Genomic DNA, 15,419 nt, shown 5'->3' on the forward strand with positions numbered 1-15,419 from the left:
CATGACCGCCGTCGTCGTCGATCTGAAGCCCGCCCAGCCCCTGGAAAAGCCCCGCCTGCAGTGGGGCGCGGCCCTGCGCGCCCTGCGGCGGCTGCTGAACGACAAGGAGGACACCGGCCAGGTGTTCGAGATCATGCGGGCCCTGAACGGCGCCACCACCCGGGACGGCTACAATCGCCTGCTGACCACGGTGCAGGGGGGCCGTATCGCCTATGAGCGTCAGGAGCTGGCCGCCCGGCTGATGGACGACGCCTGGCTCGACAGCTTCGCGCCGGGTACGGTCGGCGCCTCCTACCGCGACTTCGTGCGCAGCGAACAGCTTTCCGCCGAGGGCCTGGCCGAGGTCAGCCGCATGGGGGAGACGGGGATCGACCTGCAGCATCCCTATGCCTGGTTCGGCCGCCGCACCCGCGACGTCCACGACATCTGGCACATCCTGTCGGGCTATCACCGCGACGGCCTGGGAGAGGCCTGCCTGGTGGCCTTTTCCTACGCCCAGACCGGCGGCCTGGGCTGGGCCCTGATCGGGGTCGGCGCGGCCTTCCGCACCCGCAAGGGCGACCAGCCGTACGCCCGGGCCATCTGGCAGGGCTACCAGCGTGGCAAGGCTGCGGCTTGGCTGCTGGGGGAGGACTATGAGCGCCTGCTCAACGAGCCCCTGGAGGCCGCCCGCCGGCGGCTGAACATCACCCCGGCGACCCTATACAACGCTATCCCGGTGGCGGCGCGGGACTGGTCCACGTCCCTGGCGATGGCCGCCTAGTCGTCATCGCGCCTGGCGCCGTCCAGCCGGCGGACGACCTTGTCGGTCTCGGCCTTGACGAGCGCCTTCTGGCCCTTGGTGCGACCGAACTTCACGCGGTTGGCGGCGGCCTGGGCCTTGTCGGCCTCGCGCGCCCTGGCCTTCCGGGCCTTGTTGAAATTGACGATGTCGTTCATCGCGCCGCGCTCTCCCGCGGCTGGATCACCACGGTGGATTCCAGGTGCAGCGGCCGGCCCACCGGCACGGCGTAGGGCGCGCGGCCCGGGAAGACGCAGTTCTGCATGGAGAGTTCGCGCCGCAGGATCCAGCGGGTGAGGGGCTCGCCCTGCGCCTTGCAGGCCAGGCCCACGGCCCAGGGCGGATAGGCCGCGCCCACCGGCCAGGCGAAGCCCATGGCGGGGCCCGCCGCCACCGCGCCCACCGCCGGGGTCACCGCCTCGCCGCGGGAGGCGAAGCTCAGGCGGTCGGGTTGGACCAGGCGCATGGAGAAGCCGCCATAGCCCTTCTCGTCGTCGCTGCCCCCCAGGGACAGGCCGTCGACCCGGGCGGTGAGGGTGGTGTCGAACTCGATTCGCTGGCCGGCCGTGGTGGCGGGGCGGACGGTGACCTTGGTCTGCTCGCGGGCGACATAGATCAGCTCGGGCCTGGAGTTGACGATCCAGTCGACGTCGAGGGTCAGCACGCCGGACCCGTCGGGCTGGCCCTGGAACTTCGTGCCGCGCACGAAGAAGGTCAGGCCCTTCATGAACCAGCCGTCGGCCACCACCTCGTCCCCGAGGCGGACCTGGTGCCAGCTCCAGAACAGGCCCCGCTGATGCAGGTGGTCGGCGGGGCGGTCCTGCGTGAGCACCGTGCCGTCGGGGGCGTAGAGCGGATGGACATAGTTCAGGCGACCGGGCTCGGCCGGGTCGTTGGTCCGGGTGCGATAGACCAGCACCGTGCGGCCATTGTCGGTGAGGGTGACGCTGTCGGGGGCGAGCCTGGCGTCGATGGCCGCCTGGGCGGTCCCGGCGGTCGACAGCATCAGCAGGGCGGCGAAGGCGGCGGCGAGCTTGATCATGGGTTCAGCCTAGCTTCGCGCGCGCGCCTCCGCATCCGCTCTGTGGCCGTCGGGGATTAAATCCCGGCCATGAAACTTGGCCGGAGGCCTGTTTGTTGGATGCTCATCCCAACCAGAGGAGACGAAGATGATCCAGGCGTCACAGATCCGCGAGCACATGGACGTGGTGGGCTCCGACGGCGGCCATGTCGGCAAGGTCGACCACGTCATGGGCGACGAGATCGAGCTGGCCAAGTTCGACCTCGGCTCGGGCCTCAGGCACCACATGATCCCCCTGACCTGGGTGGAGCAGATCGCCGACGACAAGGTGCAGCTCAACCTGACCAAGGACGCCGCCAAGGCGGCCTGGCGCGAGAAGCACTAACCCCCGAGGTCTTCCTTCCGGAAGGCCGCGTATAGCGGCGCCGCGAGGCCCTCGATGCGGGGCTCGCCGTCGCCGCGCCAGAGGGTGCAGACCACGGCGGTGAGCACCGCGCCGGCGTGGGCCAGATGCGCGGCGGCGTCGCGCACCGCCCCGCCGGTGGAGATCACGTCCTCAATCATCACCACGCGGCGGCCTCGAACCTCCGATCCCTCCACCGCCAGGCACGTCCCGTAGGTCTTGGCCTGCTTGCGCACGAAACAGGCGGGCAGGCCGCTCAGCAGCGACATGGCGGTGGCGATGGGCACGCCGCCCAGTTCCACGCCCGCCAACACCTCGGTGTCCGCCGGCAGCAACGGGACCATCGCCTCGGCGACCCGCCGCAGCAGGGCGGGGTCGGCTTCGAAGCGGTACTTGTCGAAATATTCCGTCGCCACCGTTCCCGACCGCAGGACGAAGAATCCCTGCAGCCGGGCGACGGCGTCGATGTCGGCCGCCAGGGCCTGCTTGGCCGCGGCGTCCATACCTATTTCAGCGAGGCGCAGAAGCGCTGGATGCGCCCGCAGGCGTCCTCCAGCACGCTGTTGGCCGTGGCGTAGCTGATGCGGAAGAAGGGCGAGAGGCCGAAGGCCGCCCCGAACACCACCGAGACGCCCTCCTGCTCCAGCAGCTCGACGGCGAAGTCGGCGTCGCTGGTGATCACCTTGCCGCTGGGGGCGGTCTTGCCGATCAGCTTCTCCACCGACGGATAGACGTAGAAGGCGCCTTCCGGGGTGGGGCAGTGCAGGCCGCTGGCCTGGTTGAGCATGGAGACCACCAGGTCGCGGCGCTGTTCGAACAGCTTGGCGTTGGGCTTGATGAAGTCCTGCGGACCGTTCAGGGCCTCCACCGCCGCCCACTGCGAGATGGAGGACGGGTTGGAGGTGGTCTGGCTCATGACCTTGGCCATCAGCTTGATCAGTTCCTCGGGGCCGGCGGCGTAGCCAATCCGCCAGCCGGTCATGGCGTAGGCCTTGGAGACCCCGTTCATGGTCAGGGTGCGGTCGTAGAGGCCGGGCTCCACCTGGGCGATGGTCCAGAACTGGAAGTCGCCGAACACCAGGTGCTCGTACATGTCGTCGGTGAGGATCCAGACGTGCGGGTGGCGCATCAGGACGTCGGCGATCGCCTTGAGCTCGGCCTTGGTATAGGCCGCGCCCGAGGGGTTGGAGGGCGAGTTCAGGAAGACCCAGCGGGTCCTGGGCGTGATGGCGGCCTCCAGATCGGCGGGCTGCAGCTTGAAGCCGGTGGCCGCGCTGGTGGGCACGGCCTTGGGCTCGCCCCCGGCCAGCAGGACGATGTCCCAGTAGCTGACCCAGTAGGGCGTGGGGATGATCACCTCGTCGCCGGGCGACAGGGTGGAGATCATGGCGTTCCAGATCACCGGCTTGCCGCCGGGGGAGACGTTCACCTGGCTGGTCTTGTAGGTCAGGCCGTTCTCGCGCTGGAACTTGCCGACGATGGCTTCCTTCAGCTCCACGATGCCGTCGACATTGGTGTACTTGGTCTTGCCGTCGCGGATCGCCTTGATGGCGGCTTCCTTGATGTTGTCGGGCGTGTCGAAGTCGGGCTCGCCGGCGGCGAGCGAAATCACGTTCCGGCCCTGCGCCTTGAGTTCGCGGGCTTTCGCGTCCGCCGCCAGGGTGGCGGAGGGCTTAACGCGAGACAGCGCGGCGGATTCGAGCGACATGGCGGGTCAACTCCCGGTCGAAGGTTTAAGAGGAACGGGGCGGGGTGTAGCCGAAGGGGCTGCGAAGGCAAAGCCGCGAACCGCCTGGAACGTCCATTCCTGACCCCCGTTTGCCCAAAGGTCACAGGAGCCGCCATGAAACCCGCTCTGCTCGCCGTGCTCGCCCTGCTGTCGCTCGCCGCCTGCGGGCGCAAGGCCGAGGGTCCGCCGCCGCCGCCGCCCATCGGGGCGCCACCGCCCGCGCCGCCGAAGCCCGCCCCGGTTCCGGCCTCCTATATCGGCCGCTGGGCCGCCAGCGCCGACCTCTGCGCCAAGGGCGCCTGGCTGTTCGAGGCCGACAAGGTCTCCACCGCCGGAGAGGTGAGCTGCGCCTTCAAGTCGGTGAGCCCCACGGCCACGGGCTATTCCATCGACGCGATGTGCTCGGCCGAGGGGCCGCCGGAGGCCAAGACATTCACCCTGACGTTCCCGTCCGCCAATCCGCCGGCCATGACCGTCGCCGGCGGGCCCTGGGGCGCGCCGGTCACCCTGAGGCTCTGCGCGGGCTGAACCCCGCTTGACCGTTCGGCGGCGATAGGCGAGGGCAGGCCATGCGCCGCCTCTTCCGCTTCGTGACCGAGATGGACGCCCAGGCCTGGCGGACCGTGGGGGTCTCCTTCGTCCTGTTCGGCGGGGTGGGGATCGTCTTCCTGTTCGGCGCCCAGGTGCTGGGCTTCAATGGCGAGGCCACGGTGGAGCAGTGGCTGGGCGCCGCCAGCGGCCCCTGGGCCCTGCCGACGGCGGTGGCGGCCTTCGCCCTGCTGGCCTTCATCGGCGTGCCCCAGTTCATGCTGATCGCCGCCGCGGTGGTGGCCTTCGGGCCCTGGACCGGCTTCGCCTACAGCTGGATCGGCACCATGGTGTCGTCCCTGGTGGGCTTCTATCTGGGCCGGTTCGCCGGGGCCAAGGCGCTGCAAACCCTTTCGGGGGAAAGCACGCAGCGGTTCATGGGCCTGGTGGGGCGCAACGGCTTCCTGGCCAGCCTGATCGTGCGCCTGGTGCCCTCGGCGCCCTTCATCGTCGTCAACATGGCCGCCGGGGTGACGCCCATGCGAGTGGTGTCCTTCGCCGCCGGGACGGCTTTGGGCATCATCCCCAAGATCGGGCTCACCGCCTTCGCCGGCAACTCCATCGTCCAGGCCCTGAAGGGCGGCAGCCTCAAGCACGTGGCCTGGCTGGTGGCCGTCGCCGCCCTGTGGATCGGCATCGGCTGGTTCGCCCGGCTGTGGCTGAAAACGCGGGAAGACGCCGTGGAGAAGGAGAACCTCGAACCATGATCAAGCTCTATTCCTTCCCTGGCACCGTCAGCCTGGCGGTTCACATCGCCCTGGAGGAGGCCGGCGCCGCGTATGAGCTGGTGAAGGTCGACTTCATGACCAATGCGCAGCGCTCGCCTGAATTCCTCGCCATCAATCCCAAGAGCCGGGTGCCGGCCCTGGCCACCGAGCGCGGGGTGCTGACCGAGGCGCCGGCCCTGCTGACCTACGTGGCGCAGACCTTCCCCGAGGCGAACCTCGCGCCCCTGGACGACCCCTTCGCCATGGCGCAGGTCCAGGCCTTCAACACCTATCTCTGCTCGTGGGTGCATCCGGCCGCGGCGCACCGGCACCGCGGCTATCGCTGGGCCGACGATCCCGCGGCCATCGCCGACATGCGCCGCAAGGCCCCCGAGGTGTTCGCCGACGGCATGGCGGTGATTGAGGCCGAATACCTGCGCGGCCCCTGGGTGATGGGCGAGGCCTATTCGATCTGCGACCCCTATCTCTTCACTGTGGCCGGCTGGCTGCCGCGCGACGGGATCGACATGGCCCGGTTCCCGAGGATCGCCGAGCACTTCGCGCGCATGGGCGAGCGGCCGGCCGTGAGGAAGGTTCTTGCTCAACTGGCGGTCTGAGGGGCCTCAGGCGCAAGACTCTTGCGGCGAAGCCGCGAATTCGATAGATCATCTACCCATGCGATCGCATCTGCACAGCCAGCTTCTTCTTATGCTGGGGCTTAGCCGCCCCTGGGCGCCTCTTTAGGCTGCGCTTCTTCGCGGCCGGGCGCTTCAGGGGATGACCCCGACGTCCGAGCCTTCTAAAACACCCCCGCGAAGAATGAAGTGATCCCATGACCGTATCCCCCGCCGACCAGGCCACCGCCAACGATTCGACCCGCAAGGACAGCGACCGGGTCATCGTCTTCGACACCACCATGCGCGACGGCGAGCAGTCGCCCGGCGCCTCGATGTCGCTGGACGAGAAGCTGGAGCTCGCCAAGATCCTGGAGGAGATGCGGGTCGATGTGATCGAGGCCGGCTTCCCCATCGCCTCCAACGGCGACTTCGAAGCGGTCCGCAAGATTTCCGAGATCGTCACCGAGAGCACGGTCTGCGGCCTGGCCCGGGCCGGCATGGCCGACATCGAGCGCTGCGCCGAGGCGATCCGCCCGGCCAAGCGCGGCCGCATCCACACCTTCCTGTCCACCAGCCCCAGCCACCGGGACCACATCCTGCGCGCCAGCCAGGAAGAGATCCTGGAGATGATCACCAAGTCGGTCGGTCACGCCCGTAACCTGTGCGACGACGTGGAGTGGTCGGCCCAGGACGCCACCCGCACCGAGCAGGACTTCCTGCGCCGCTGCGTCGACGCCGCCATCAAGGCCGGGGCCGGCACAGTGAACCTTCCCGACACCGTGGGCTATTCCTATCCCAGCGAATACGCCGACATCTTCCGGGACATCCTGGAGAACGTCGACGGCGCCGACCGCATCATCCTGTCGACCCACTGCCACAATGACCTGGGCCTGGCCGTCGCCAACAGCCTGGCCGGGGTGCAGGGCGGGGCGCGCCAGGTCGAGGTGGCCATCAACGGCATTGGCGAGCGAGCCGGCAACGCGGCCCTCGAAGAGGTCGTCATGGCCCTGAAGGTGCGTGGCGACCGTCTGCCCTATTTCACCGGCGTCGATCCGCAGCACATCACCCGCGCCAGCCGCTACGTCTCGGCCATCACCGGTTTCCCGGTGCAGTTCAACAAGGCGATCGTCGGCAAGAACGCCTTCGCCCACGAGAGCGGCATCCACCAGGACGGCATGCTGAAGGACCGCGGCACCTACGAGATCATGAGCCCGGAAACGGTGGGGCAGGGCGCCTCGAACCTGGTGATGGGCAAGCACGCCGGCCGCGCCGGCTTCCGCGAGAAGCTGCGCACCCTGGGCTACGAACTGGGCCAGAACGCCCTGAACGAGGCCTTCCAGCGCTTCAAGGACCTGGCCGACAAGAAGAAGCACGTCTTCGACGACGACATCGTGGCCCTGGTGGACGACGCCCTGGCCAGCGGCGCCGACCGCATCCAGGTGAAGTCCCTGCGGGTGATCGCCGGGACCGAGGGCCCCCAGCAGGCCGAGCTGACCGTCACGGTGGACGGCGAGGAACGCTCGGGCGCGGCCACCGGCGACGGCCCCGTGGACGCGGTGTTCAACGCCATCCACGAGGTGGTGCCGCACGCCGCCATCCTGCGCCTGTTCCAGGTGCATGCGGTGACGGAAGGGACCGACGCCCAGGCCCAGGTCTCGGTGCGTCTGGAGGAGGATGGCCGCATCGCCACTGGCCAGGCCGCCGACACCGACACCCTGACCGCCTCGGCCAAGGCCTATGTCAACGCGCTCAACAACCTCTTTGCCCGCAAGGAAAAGAGCGCGCCGGACGCCATCGCGTCAGGTTTCTAGGCCCGCCACCGTTGTCATCCCGGTTTCCGCGGAGCGGAAGACCGGGACCCATACTCACTGATCTTGCCTGATGACCCCGCGCGTCTGGGTCCCGGACAAGCCGCGTGCGCGGCTTTCCGGGATGACACTCGGGGTGCGTCCGGCTGAGGACTTCCGATGCTCTGGATCATTCTGACCGCGGCGGCCGCGCCGCTGCAGGTGGCGCGCAACGCGCTGCAGCGCGGCCTGGTGGGGGACGCGGGCCCCTGGGGCGCGACCCTGGTGCGGTTCCTGTTCGGCCTGCCGTTCTCGCTGGCGATCTTCGCGGTGGTGGCGCTCTCCACGCCGCAGGCCGATCCGCACCTGTCGGCCCGGTTCGTCATCGCCGTGACCGCCGGGGCCATCGCCCAGGTCAGCGCCACGGCCGCCCTGCTGATGGCCATGCGCCACTCCGGCTTCGCAGTGGCCACCTTCATGCAGCAGGCCTCCCTGCCGATCGCCGCCATCATGGGCTACGCCCTGTTCGGCGATCACATGAGCGCCGTCCAGTGGGCGGGGCTGGCGGCCACCACGCTCGGCCTGCTGGTGCTGTCCTGGCCCAAGGGCGAGGCGGCGGTGGCCGGGGCCCTGAACGGTTCGCTGTTCGGCCTAGCCTCGGGGGTGGCCTTCGCCGTGGCGCTCAATGGCTATCGGCAGGCCGGCATGGCGCTGGAGCCCCTGCACCCGATCTATTCGGCGACGGCGGCGCTGTGCGTCGCCCAGACCCTCCAGTCCGTCGTATTGAGCGCCATCCTGGCGGTCACCCGGCCCCAGGCCCTGCGCTCGGTGGCGGGAACCTGGAAGCAGTCCCTGGGGGCGGGCTTCTTCGGCACGGCGGCCTCGGCCTTCTGGTTCTCGGCCCTGGCCCTGGCCCCGGCCGGGCAGGTCCGGGCCATCGGGGTGATCGAGGGGCCGATCGCGGCGGCGGCGGGACGCCGGCTGTTCAAGGAGAGGCTGAGCCTGGCCCAGATCGCCGGCGGTACGGCCACGGCCATCGGCGTGGTGATGACAGCCCTGGGGTAGGGCGGGTTATGCTGCAACCTCCGCCGGCAGAGCGGGGAGGAGACAGGCCATGGTCTTTGACGTCGACGCCCACACCGAACGGCTGCGCCGCGACGGCTACACGGTGATCGAGGACCTTTGCGACGCCGACACGCTGGCCGCCATCCGCCGGGGCCTGGCGCCGCACATGAGCACGCATCGGGGCCGCAACGACTTCGAGGGGTTCGAGACCGAGCGGGTCTACACCCTGGTGGCGCGGGGCAAGGTGTTCGAGCAGGTGACGGAGGATCCGCGCGTCCTGGCCCTGCTCGACCGCTTCCTGCAGCCCGGCTACCTGCTGTCGGCCAGCCAGGCGATCTGCATCTATCCGGGCGAGACGGCGCAGGCGGTCCACACCGACGACGGCTTCTACCGGCAGAAGCGCCCCCGGCCGCCGGCCTCGATGAGCGTGATCGCGGCGGTGGATGAGTTCACGCGGGAGAACGGCTGCACCGAGGTGATCCCCGGCAGCCACCTGTGGAGCGACGAGGAGGTGGCGGCGTTGGAGCCTTCCGACCTGCCGGCCCTGCTCAAGCCCATGGTCATGCCGGCCGGGGCGGCCATCGTCTTCCAGGCGACCCTGCTGCACCGGGGCGGCGCCAACCGCAGCCAGGCGCCGCGCCAGGCCTTCACCAACCAGTATTGCGAGCCCTGGGGCCGGACCCAGGAGAACTTCTTCCTCGGCGTGCCCCGCGAGCTGGTGAAGACCATGTCGCCGCGGCTGCAGCGCCTGCTGGGCTACGACATCTGGCCGCCCTTCATGGGCCACGTGACGGCGTCGCACCCGATCAAGACCCTGGAGGAGGGATACGTGCCGCCGGTGCTGGTGAACCGGGTGGTCGAGAGCTAGGGACGGGAGCGCCGTACGGCGCGAAGGGGGGGCATATGCGACTGAGCGTTATCGAGGCGCTGTGCGAGCCGTCTGCGGTCCACAACGAGGATGCCTGGGGCCGCTCTGGTCAGGCCGTCTGGGTGCTGGACGGGGCAACGGGCATCGTTGATCGGCCACATCTCTCAGGCCCGACGGATGCGGCCTGGTTCGCGGGTCGGATGAACACCGAACTGGTTGAGGCCTTGGCGGGGGCAGGGGATATCGGCGCGGCCCTGAACCGCGCCGTCGACGCGGTCCGGCACGCGGCGGCGTCTCTCTGTGACCTCGACACTCTGCCGAACTTCGAACTGCCCTGCGCCAGCTTCACCTTGGCGCGGGCTGTCGGCGAGACCACGCTGGAGTTCGCCAACCTTGGAGACTGCCGCCTGGCCTGGCGCATGGGGCAGGGACCGGTGGCGACCTTCGGGACCTCGGGGGTCACCGAACTGGACGCCCGAATGGAGCGGCTGGTCGCGGATAACCTGGCGCGGGGCCTGACGCCGGAAGAGGTCGGGGCCGCCGCCAAGGCGCTGGCCCGCGAGCACCGCAAGCTGATCAACATCCCTGGAGGCTACTGGATCCTGGATATGAGCGGAGCAGGCGTGCCCCACCTTCAGTTGGAGGTCCTGCAGGCCGGCGAGCCGATGGACATCCTGCTGATGAGCGACGGCTATTCCCGGCTGGTGGATGTCTTCGGCCGCTACGACTATGACTCGCTGCTCGCCGCCGTCCTGAACCGTGGCCTCGCGCCCCTCTATGCAGAACTCCGCGCCATCGAGGCCAGCGACCCCGAGTGCCGGACCTTCGCCCGCAACAAGACGCGCGACGACGCCACGGCGGTGCTGTTGCGGTTCGCCTGAACAAGGCGTTATGTAGTCGAACTACATAACGTGAGCCCCCACCCTTGGCCGCCCTGCACGCCCTGACCGCCGCCCTGTCCCTGCGCCGCGACGGCGCGCGGGTCGGGGGCGAACGCATCGCCCTGCTGGAGGCGATCGGAGCGCTGGGCTCGATCAGCAAGGCGGCCCAGCAGCTTGGCCTCTCCTACAAGGGCGCCTGGGACGCGGTGCAGGCCCTGAACAACCTGTTCGAGGCGCCGCTGGTGTCCACCCAGGCTGGGGGCAAGGCGGGCGGGGTCGCCTTCCTGACCCCGCGCGGGCGGGCGGTGATCGCCGCCTTCCACCGGGTCGAGGCCGAGCTGGGCGCGGCCCTGGCGCGGCTGGAGGCCGGCCTGGCCGACGCCCCCGAGGACGATCTCGGCGCCCTGTTCTGGAGTCTCGGCATGAAGACAAGCGCCCGCAACGCCCTGCGGGGCGTGGTCAGCCACGTCAGCGACGGGGCGGTCAGCTCCGAGGTGTCGCTGAGGATCGCCGAGGGCCTGGAGATCGTCGCCGTGGTCACCCGGCGCAGCGTCGTCGAGCTGGGTCTCAGCGTCGGAAAGCCGGCCATCGCCCTGATCAAGTCCAGCTTCGTCACCCTGGCGGTGGGGGAGGGCCTGCGCACCTCGGCCCGCAACCAGCTTCGCGGCCAGGTCCTGGTGCGGGAGGACGGGGCGGTGAACACCGAGGTCACCATGAGCCTGGCCGACGGCAAGAGCCTGACGGCCACCATCACCCGCGAGAGCGCACAGGCGCTGGACCTGAAGCCGGGGGACGCGGTCACCGCCCTGGTCAAGGCGCCGCACGTGATCCTGGCGGTGGAGTAGGGTTCATGCGTCTCCTCGCCCTCCTTCTCGCCGCCTGGATGCTGGCCGCCCCGCCGGCGCTCGCCGCTGACAGGCCGGTGACGGTCTTCGCCGCGGCCTCCCTGAAGAACGCCCTGGACGAGGTGGGCGACGTCTACGCCGCCAGGACAGGCGGGGAGGCGCGGTTCGCCTATGCCGGCTCCTCGGCCATCGCCCGGCAAATCGAGCAGGGGGCGCCGGCGGATGTCTACATCTCCGCCGACAGCGCCTGGATGGACTATCTGGCCGGCAAGAAGCTGATCGTGGCCGCCAGCCGTCGGGACCTGCTCAGCAACCACCTGGCCCTGGTCGCGCCGGCCGATTCCAAGGTGAGGCTGAAGATCGCCCGGGGCATGCCCCTGGCCAGGGCGCTCGGCGCGGGCCGGCTGGCGGTCGCGGGCCCCGACGTGCCGGCGGGCAGGTACGCCAGGGCCTCCCTCGCCAGCCTCGGCGTCTGGGACGGCGTCTCGGGCAAGCTGGCCCAGGCCGAGAACGTCCGCTCGGCCCTGCAGTACGTGGCGCGCGGCGAGAGCCCGCTGGGGATCGTCTACGACACCGACGCCAAGGTGGAGCCCAAGGTGAGGATCGTCGGCCTGTTCCCCGACGCCAGCCATCCGCGCATCGTCTATCCCGCCGCCCTGGTGGCGGGGACCAAGAACCCCCAGGCGGGCGCCTTCCTGAGCTTCCTCAGCGGCCCGGAGGCCCGAGCGGTGTTCCGGAAGTACGGGTTCTCGGTGCTGCCGCGGAAGTAGGTCGCCACAATTCCTCCCCCACCGGGGGAGGGGGACCGCGCAGCGGTGGAGGGGGATGGGGCGGTGCAGATGGCAGGGGCCTAGCCCCCTCCGTCTCGCGGCCTGCGGCCCCGATCCACCTCCCCCGCGACGGCCTGCGGCCTGGGGGAGGAATTAGAGTGCTCACTGCGCCTCGAAGAAGTCGTCGGGCCCCTCGACCTCGATCAGCTTGCCGCGCCGGATCTCGACGAAGCGATTGGCCGCCGCGCGGGTGAAGTAGCGGTCGTGGGAGACGAACAGGCAGGCGACGTCGGAGCCCTCCAGCTGGGCCTCCAGGTCCTCCTGGCCCTCGATGTCCAGGTGGTTGGTGGGTTCGTCCAGCAGGTAGAGGTTGGGCTTGGCCAGCCGCATCTTCAGGAAGGTCAGGCGCGCCCGCTCCCCGTGGCTGAGGTCGGCGATCGGGCCCTTGATGCGGTGATAGGGGAAGCCCGCCTTGGCCAGCAGGGCGTTGGCGTCCTTGCTGGTGGCCCCGTCCACGGCGGTCAAATAGTCCAGCAGGCTGGTCTTCAGGGGCAGTTCGGCCATCTTCTGATCGAAATAGACCAGGCGGGCCTGGGGATTGAAGCGCACCGGCGCCTGGCCGTCATAGTGCTCCTGGTCGGGGTCGTAGGCCCGGGCGATGGCGTTCAGCAGCATCGACTTGCCGGCCCCGTTGACCCCGAGGATGGCGATGCGGTCGCCGGCCGCCACGTTCAGGCGGTCGATGGTGAACAGCTTGCGGCTGCCGTCCGGCACGGTGACGGTGAAGCCGTGGACTCGCAGGGCCACCTTGGCGTCGATCTCGCCGTCGTGCAGCTCCAGGCGCCGTTCGCGGGCGACATAGCTCTCGGTGCGTTCGGTCTCGATGCGGTCGATGCGCTTCTCGGTGGCCTTGGCGCGCTTGTGGAACTTGTCGTTCTTCACGCCCCAGATCCGATAGCGGGTGGCCATCTTCTCCAGCCGCTCGATCTCCTTGCCCTCCAGCTGCCGGCGCACGGCGTCGGCGGCGTCGCGGTGCAGCAGCTGCTCGCGAGCCCGGCTGAAGGGCACGCTGAAGGAATGCGCCCCGTCGGAGCGCAGGAAGATGGTCCGCGTCGTGGTCCGCTCCAGGAACTCCCGGTCGTGGCTGACGATCAGCATGGGCAGGCGGTCGTCGTCGGCCAGCCAGCTCTCCAGGGTGTTGATGTTGGAGAGGTCCAGGTGGTTGGTGGGCTCGTCGAGGATCAGCAGGTCGGGCTCGGCCAGCTTGGCGGCCGCGGCGATCAGCATCAGCCGCTGCCAGCCGCCGCTGAGCGACCCGAAGGTCTGCTGGGCGGTCTCGTAGCTGACCCCGATCTCGTCCAGCAGGACGTCGACCTTCCAGTCCTCGCTGCCGTCGGTGAGGGGCAGGGCGCTCTCCAGCACCTCGCGCACGGTCTTGCCGGAGAGGCCCGGCGGCACGTCCTGGGGGACGTAGCCGATCTTCAAGCCCCGCGACTTGATGATCTGGCCCTCGTCCAGCTCAAGCTCGCCCAGCAGGCACTTGAGAAGCGTGGACTTTCCGGCCCCGTTTTCGCCCACCAGGGCGGTGCGCGCGGCGTCGAGCTGCAGGGACACGCCCTCGAACACGCGGCTGGCCCCGTAGTAGAACCGGGCCTTCTCGACGCCGAGGACCGCCTGACCGGACATGTGAGCGCCCTCCGGCCGCAAGCTTCAGTTGAGGCGGTTCATAGGGTGAAACGGTCCGGAATGCTGTGCCCGGGAGGAAACAAGTTCGCGGCTTTCGTCCGAAAGCCTCGAAAATTTCCCCGACTCGGCGGAACTTTCGGCGGTCCCGCCGATTTGAGGCATGTGCCGCGGGGGACTCAGAGCTTCATGCGGACGCCGACGGGGGATGTTCATGCATGATTTGCGCGAGCTGGCGGACGCCACGTCGTCCTCGGGCTTGCAGAGTGCGTTTCGTTCCTGGTCGGCGTTGCTGGAGCGGCTGCCGATCGGCGTCTATGTCTGCGATCGCCAGGGCCTGCTGATCAATCACAACCGCCGGGCCGGCGAACTCTGGGGCCGGGGCATCGTCAGCGCCGACGGCCTTACCCGCTACTGCGGCGCCCTGCGCGCCTTCGACGCCAAGGGCGAACCACTCCGTCTCGAAGACTCCCCCATCGCCCGCGTGCTGCGCACGGGCGAGCCGGTGCGCGATTGCGAGATCATCATCGAGCAGCCGGACGGCGCGCGCCTGACCCTGCTGTCCAACGCCGAGCCGCTCTTCGACGAGACCGGCGATCTGGTGGGGGCGGTGAACTGCGTCCAGAACATCACCGAGCTGCGCATGGCCCGCGACCAGCTGCGGGAGCGGGCGGGCTGGGGCCGCCGGATCGTCGAGCATTCCCCCATCGCCATCTACACCACCGATGGCGACGGCCGCCTGATGAGCTTCAACTCCGCCGCGGCCGAGCTCTGGGGCCGGGAGCCGGTGATCGGCGAGGATCGCTGGTGCGGCAGCCACGCCCTCTATCATCCAGACGGCTCCCCCATGCCCCTGGGCGAATGCCCCATGGCCCAGGCGATCCGCAGCGGCCAGCCGGTGGAGGGCGCCGAGGCGATCTTCGAGCGGCCGGACGGCAGCCGCGGCGCCTTCCTGGCCTATCCGACCCCCCTGGTGGGGAGCGACGGCAAGGTGGCCGGGGCCATGAACATGCTGGTGGACATCAGCGGTCGCAAGGCCGCCGAGGACCTGCAGAAGTCGTTGCTGGACGAGCTGAACCACCGGGTGAAGAACACGCTGGCCACCGTCCAGTCCCTGGCCGCCCACAGCTTCCGCGAGGACCGCGACGCCGATGAGATGCGGCGGTCCTTCGAGGCCCGGCTGATGGCGCTGAGCCACGCGCACAATCAACTGGCCGCCCGCAACTGGGAGGCCGCCGACCTGGCCCAGATCGCCGAGGCGGTCCTGGCCCCCTACCACGACGCCGATGGTCGCCTGGATCCCCAAGGCCCCTCGACCCACCTGTCGGCGCCGGCGGCCGTCACCCTGGCCATGGTGCTGCACGAGCTGGCCACCAACGCGGTGAAGTACGGGGCGCTCTCGCAGCCCGACGGCCGGCTCTCGGTCCGCTGGGAGGCCGGTCCCGAGGGCGCGGTGAAGCTTGTCTGGCGGGAGTCGGGCGGGCCGGCCGTGAATTCGCCCTCCCGCCGGGGGTTCGGCGTACGCTTCATCGAGGGGGCCCTGACCCGCGAAATGGGCGGCGAGGCGAGGTTCGAATTCGCCCCGGACGGCCTGTGTTGCACCATCTCCTTCCGCCGCGCCGTGTCCGATTGAGCCGCTCTACGCCAGGTAGTATTCGCGTCATAGCCACGCGG

Annotated in this window: 17 protein-coding genes; 12 read left to right on the plus strand and 5 right to left on the minus strand. The window is 69.7% G+C overall.

All coding sequences use genetic code 11. The annotated features are described in order from the left end of the window. Window position 1 precedes the first annotated feature (1 nt). Window positions 2-763, plus strand: coding sequence for a Coq4 family protein (locus tag ACO06I_RS02055; RefSeq protein WP_421930966.1), 762 nt, complete (start codon window positions 2-4; stop codon window positions 761-763). On the opposite strand, the gene ACO06I_RS02060 is transcribed toward ACO06I_RS02055, so the two are convergent. Continuing rightward, window positions 760-939, minus strand: coding sequence for a DUF4169 family protein (locus ACO06I_RS02060; RefSeq protein WP_421930967.1), 180 nt, complete (start codon window positions 937-939; stop codon window positions 760-762). The genes ACO06I_RS02055 and ACO06I_RS02060 overlap by 4 nt on opposite strands. Then, a complete protein-coding gene (locus tag ACO06I_RS02065) occupies window positions 936-1,823 on the minus strand; it encodes a DUF6807 family protein (protein ID WP_421930968.1) in 888 nt (295 codons plus the stop codon). Before ACO06I_RS02065 ends, ACO06I_RS02060 begins: the two co-directional genes overlap by 4 nt. Window positions 1,824-1,950: 127 nt before the next feature. On the opposite strand from ACO06I_RS02065, the gene ACO06I_RS02070 reads away from it, so the two are divergent. Beyond that, window positions 1,951-2,187 (plus strand): DUF2171 domain-containing protein, encoded by a 237-nt coding sequence (locus ACO06I_RS02070; RefSeq protein ID WP_421930969.1) that lies wholly within the window; start codon window positions 1,951-1,953, stop codon window positions 2,185-2,187. Here ACO06I_RS02070 and pyrE read toward each other — a convergent pair. Together pyrE and ACO06I_RS02080 are read right to left on the minus strand one after the other, a co-directional pair. Next, window positions 2,184-2,708: an orotate phosphoribosyltransferase gene (gene pyrE, locus ACO06I_RS02075; protein WP_421930970.1), complete on the minus strand. Its 525-nt coding sequence runs from the start codon at window positions 2,706-2,708 to the stop codon at window positions 2,184-2,186. The genes ACO06I_RS02070 and pyrE overlap by 4 nt on opposite strands. Before the next feature lie 2 nt (window positions 2,709-2,710). Continuing rightward, the gene (locus tag ACO06I_RS02080; protein ID WP_421930971.1) at window positions 2,711-3,913 is read right to left on the minus strand and encodes a pyridoxal phosphate-dependent aminotransferase; all 1,203 of its coding nucleotides are present in this window, start codon (window positions 3,911-3,913) and stop codon (window positions 2,711-2,713) included. 135 nt (window positions 3,914-4,048) lie between these two features. Between ACO06I_RS02080 and ACO06I_RS02085 the strand changes: the two genes are divergently transcribed. The 9 genes from ACO06I_RS02085 (at window position 4,049) to modA (ending at window position 12,062) form a co-directional block, all read left to right on the plus strand. Further along, window positions 4,049-4,462, plus strand: a complete 414-nt coding sequence (locus tag ACO06I_RS02085) for a hypothetical protein (RefSeq protein WP_421930972.1) — start codon at window positions 4,049-4,051, stop codon at window positions 4,460-4,462. Window positions 4,463-4,503: 41 nt separating this feature from the next. After that, on the plus strand, window positions 4,504-5,229 hold the full coding sequence (locus tag ACO06I_RS02090; protein WP_421930973.1) for a TVP38/TMEM64 family protein: 726 nt from the start codon (window positions 4,504-4,506) through the stop codon (window positions 5,227-5,229). Continuing rightward, the gene (locus tag ACO06I_RS02095) at window positions 5,226-5,846 is read left to right on the plus strand and encodes a glutathione S-transferase family protein (RefSeq protein WP_421930974.1); all 621 of its coding nucleotides are present in this window, start codon (window positions 5,226-5,228) and stop codon (window positions 5,844-5,846) included. Before ACO06I_RS02090 ends, ACO06I_RS02095 begins: the two co-directional genes overlap by 4 nt. Before the next feature lie 215 nt (window positions 5,847-6,061). Continuing rightward, a complete protein-coding gene (locus tag ACO06I_RS02100; RefSeq protein ID WP_421930975.1) occupies window positions 6,062-7,657 on the plus strand; it encodes a 2-isopropylmalate synthase in 1,596 nt (531 codons plus the stop codon). A 156-nt stretch (window positions 7,658-7,813) separates the two neighbouring features. Next, the gene (locus ACO06I_RS02105; RefSeq protein WP_421930976.1) at window positions 7,814-8,698 is read left to right on the plus strand and encodes a DMT family transporter; all 885 of its coding nucleotides are present in this window, start codon (window positions 7,814-7,816) and stop codon (window positions 8,696-8,698) included. Between the two features lie 49 nt (window positions 8,699-8,747). Beyond that, entirely contained in the window at window positions 8,748-9,566 is an 819-nt protein-coding gene (locus tag ACO06I_RS02110) for a phytanoyl-CoA dioxygenase family protein (protein ID WP_421930977.1), read from the plus strand. 35 nt (window positions 9,567-9,601) lie between these two features. Next, window positions 9,602-10,447: a protein phosphatase 2C domain-containing protein gene (locus ACO06I_RS02115; protein WP_421930978.1), complete on the plus strand. Its 846-nt coding sequence runs from the start codon at window positions 9,602-9,604 to the stop codon at window positions 10,445-10,447. Window positions 10,448-10,491: 44 nt separating this feature from the next. After that, complete coding sequence (locus tag ACO06I_RS02120) at window positions 10,492-11,292, plus strand: TOBE domain-containing protein (RefSeq protein WP_421930979.1); 801 nt, start codon at window positions 10,492-10,494, stop codon at window positions 11,290-11,292. 5 nt (window positions 11,293-11,297) lie between these two features. Next, on the plus strand, window positions 11,298-12,062 hold the full coding sequence (modA, locus tag ACO06I_RS02125) for a molybdate ABC transporter substrate-binding protein (protein WP_421930980.1): 765 nt from the start codon (window positions 11,298-11,300) through the stop codon (window positions 12,060-12,062). A gap of 162 nt (window positions 12,063-12,224) precedes the next feature. Here modA and ACO06I_RS02130 read toward each other — a convergent pair whose 3' ends face one another. Next, window positions 12,225-13,748 (minus strand): ABC-F family ATP-binding cassette domain-containing protein, encoded by a 1,524-nt coding sequence (locus ACO06I_RS02130; RefSeq protein ID WP_421930981.1) that lies wholly within the window; start codon window positions 13,746-13,748, stop codon window positions 12,225-12,227. Window positions 13,749-13,959: 211 nt separating this feature from the next. Here ACO06I_RS02130 and ACO06I_RS02135 point away from each other — a divergent pair, with 211 nt between their 5' ends. Beyond that, the gene (locus ACO06I_RS02135) at window positions 13,960-15,378 is read left to right on the plus strand and encodes a sensor histidine kinase (protein WP_421930982.1); all 1,419 of its coding nucleotides are present in this window, start codon (window positions 13,960-13,962) and stop codon (window positions 15,376-15,378) included. Window positions 15,379-15,419 lie beyond the last annotated feature (41 nt).

The sequence above is a fragment of the Phenylobacterium sp. genome (assembly GCF_965229015.1).
Lineage (GTDB): Bacteria > Pseudomonadota > Alphaproteobacteria > Caulobacterales > Caulobacteraceae > Phenylobacterium.

Coding starts and splice junctions, on each gene's coding strand:
- modA (WP_421930980.1), top strand. CDS start 11,298: ATGCGTCTCCTCGCCCTCCTTCTCGCCGCCTGGATGCTGGCCGCCCCG.
- ACO06I_RS02095 (WP_421930974.1), top strand. CDS start 5,226: ATGATCAAGCTCTATTCCTTCCCTGGCACCGTCAGCCTGGCGGTTCAC.
- ACO06I_RS02055 (WP_421930966.1), top strand. CDS start 2: ATGACCGCCGTCGTCGTCGATCTGAAGCCCGCCCAGCCCCTGGAAAAG.
- ACO06I_RS02110 (WP_421930977.1), top strand. CDS start 8,748: ATGGTCTTTGACGTCGACGCCCACACCGAACGGCTGCGCCGCGACGGC.
- ACO06I_RS02135 (WP_421930982.1), top strand. CDS start 13,960: ATGCATGATTTGCGCGAGCTGGCGGACGCCACGTCGTCCTCGGGCTTG.
- ACO06I_RS02060 (WP_421930967.1), bottom strand. CDS start 939: ATGAACGACATCGTCAATTTCAACAAGGCCCGGAAGGCCAGGGCGCGC.
- ACO06I_RS02100 (WP_421930975.1), top strand. CDS start 6,062: ATGACCGTATCCCCCGCCGACCAGGCCACCGCCAACGATTCGACCCGC.
- ACO06I_RS02090 (WP_421930973.1), top strand. CDS start 4,504: ATGCGCCGCCTCTTCCGCTTCGTGACCGAGATGGACGCCCAGGCCTGG.
- ACO06I_RS02130 (WP_421930981.1), bottom strand. CDS start 13,748: ATGTCCGGTCAGGCGGTCCTCGGCGTCGAGAAGGCCCGGTTCTACTAC.
- ACO06I_RS02065 (WP_421930968.1), bottom strand. CDS start 1,823: ATGATCAAGCTCGCCGCCGCCTTCGCCGCCCTGCTGATGCTGTCGACC.
- ACO06I_RS02070 (WP_421930969.1), top strand. CDS start 1,951: ATGATCCAGGCGTCACAGATCCGCGAGCACATGGACGTGGTGGGCTCC.
- ACO06I_RS02115 (WP_421930978.1), top strand. CDS start 9,602: ATGCGACTGAGCGTTATCGAGGCGCTGTGCGAGCCGTCTGCGGTCCAC.
- ACO06I_RS02080 (WP_421930971.1), bottom strand. CDS start 3,913: ATGTCGCTCGAATCCGCCGCGCTGTCTCGCGTTAAGCCCTCCGCCACC.
- ACO06I_RS02085 (WP_421930972.1), top strand. CDS start 4,049: ATGAAACCCGCTCTGCTCGCCGTGCTCGCCCTGCTGTCGCTCGCCGCC.
- ACO06I_RS02105 (WP_421930976.1), top strand. CDS start 7,814: ATGCTCTGGATCATTCTGACCGCGGCGGCCGCGCCGCTGCAGGTGGCG.
- pyrE (WP_421930970.1), bottom strand. CDS start 2,708: ATGGACGCCGCGGCCAAGCAGGCCCTGGCGGCCGACATCGACGCCGTC.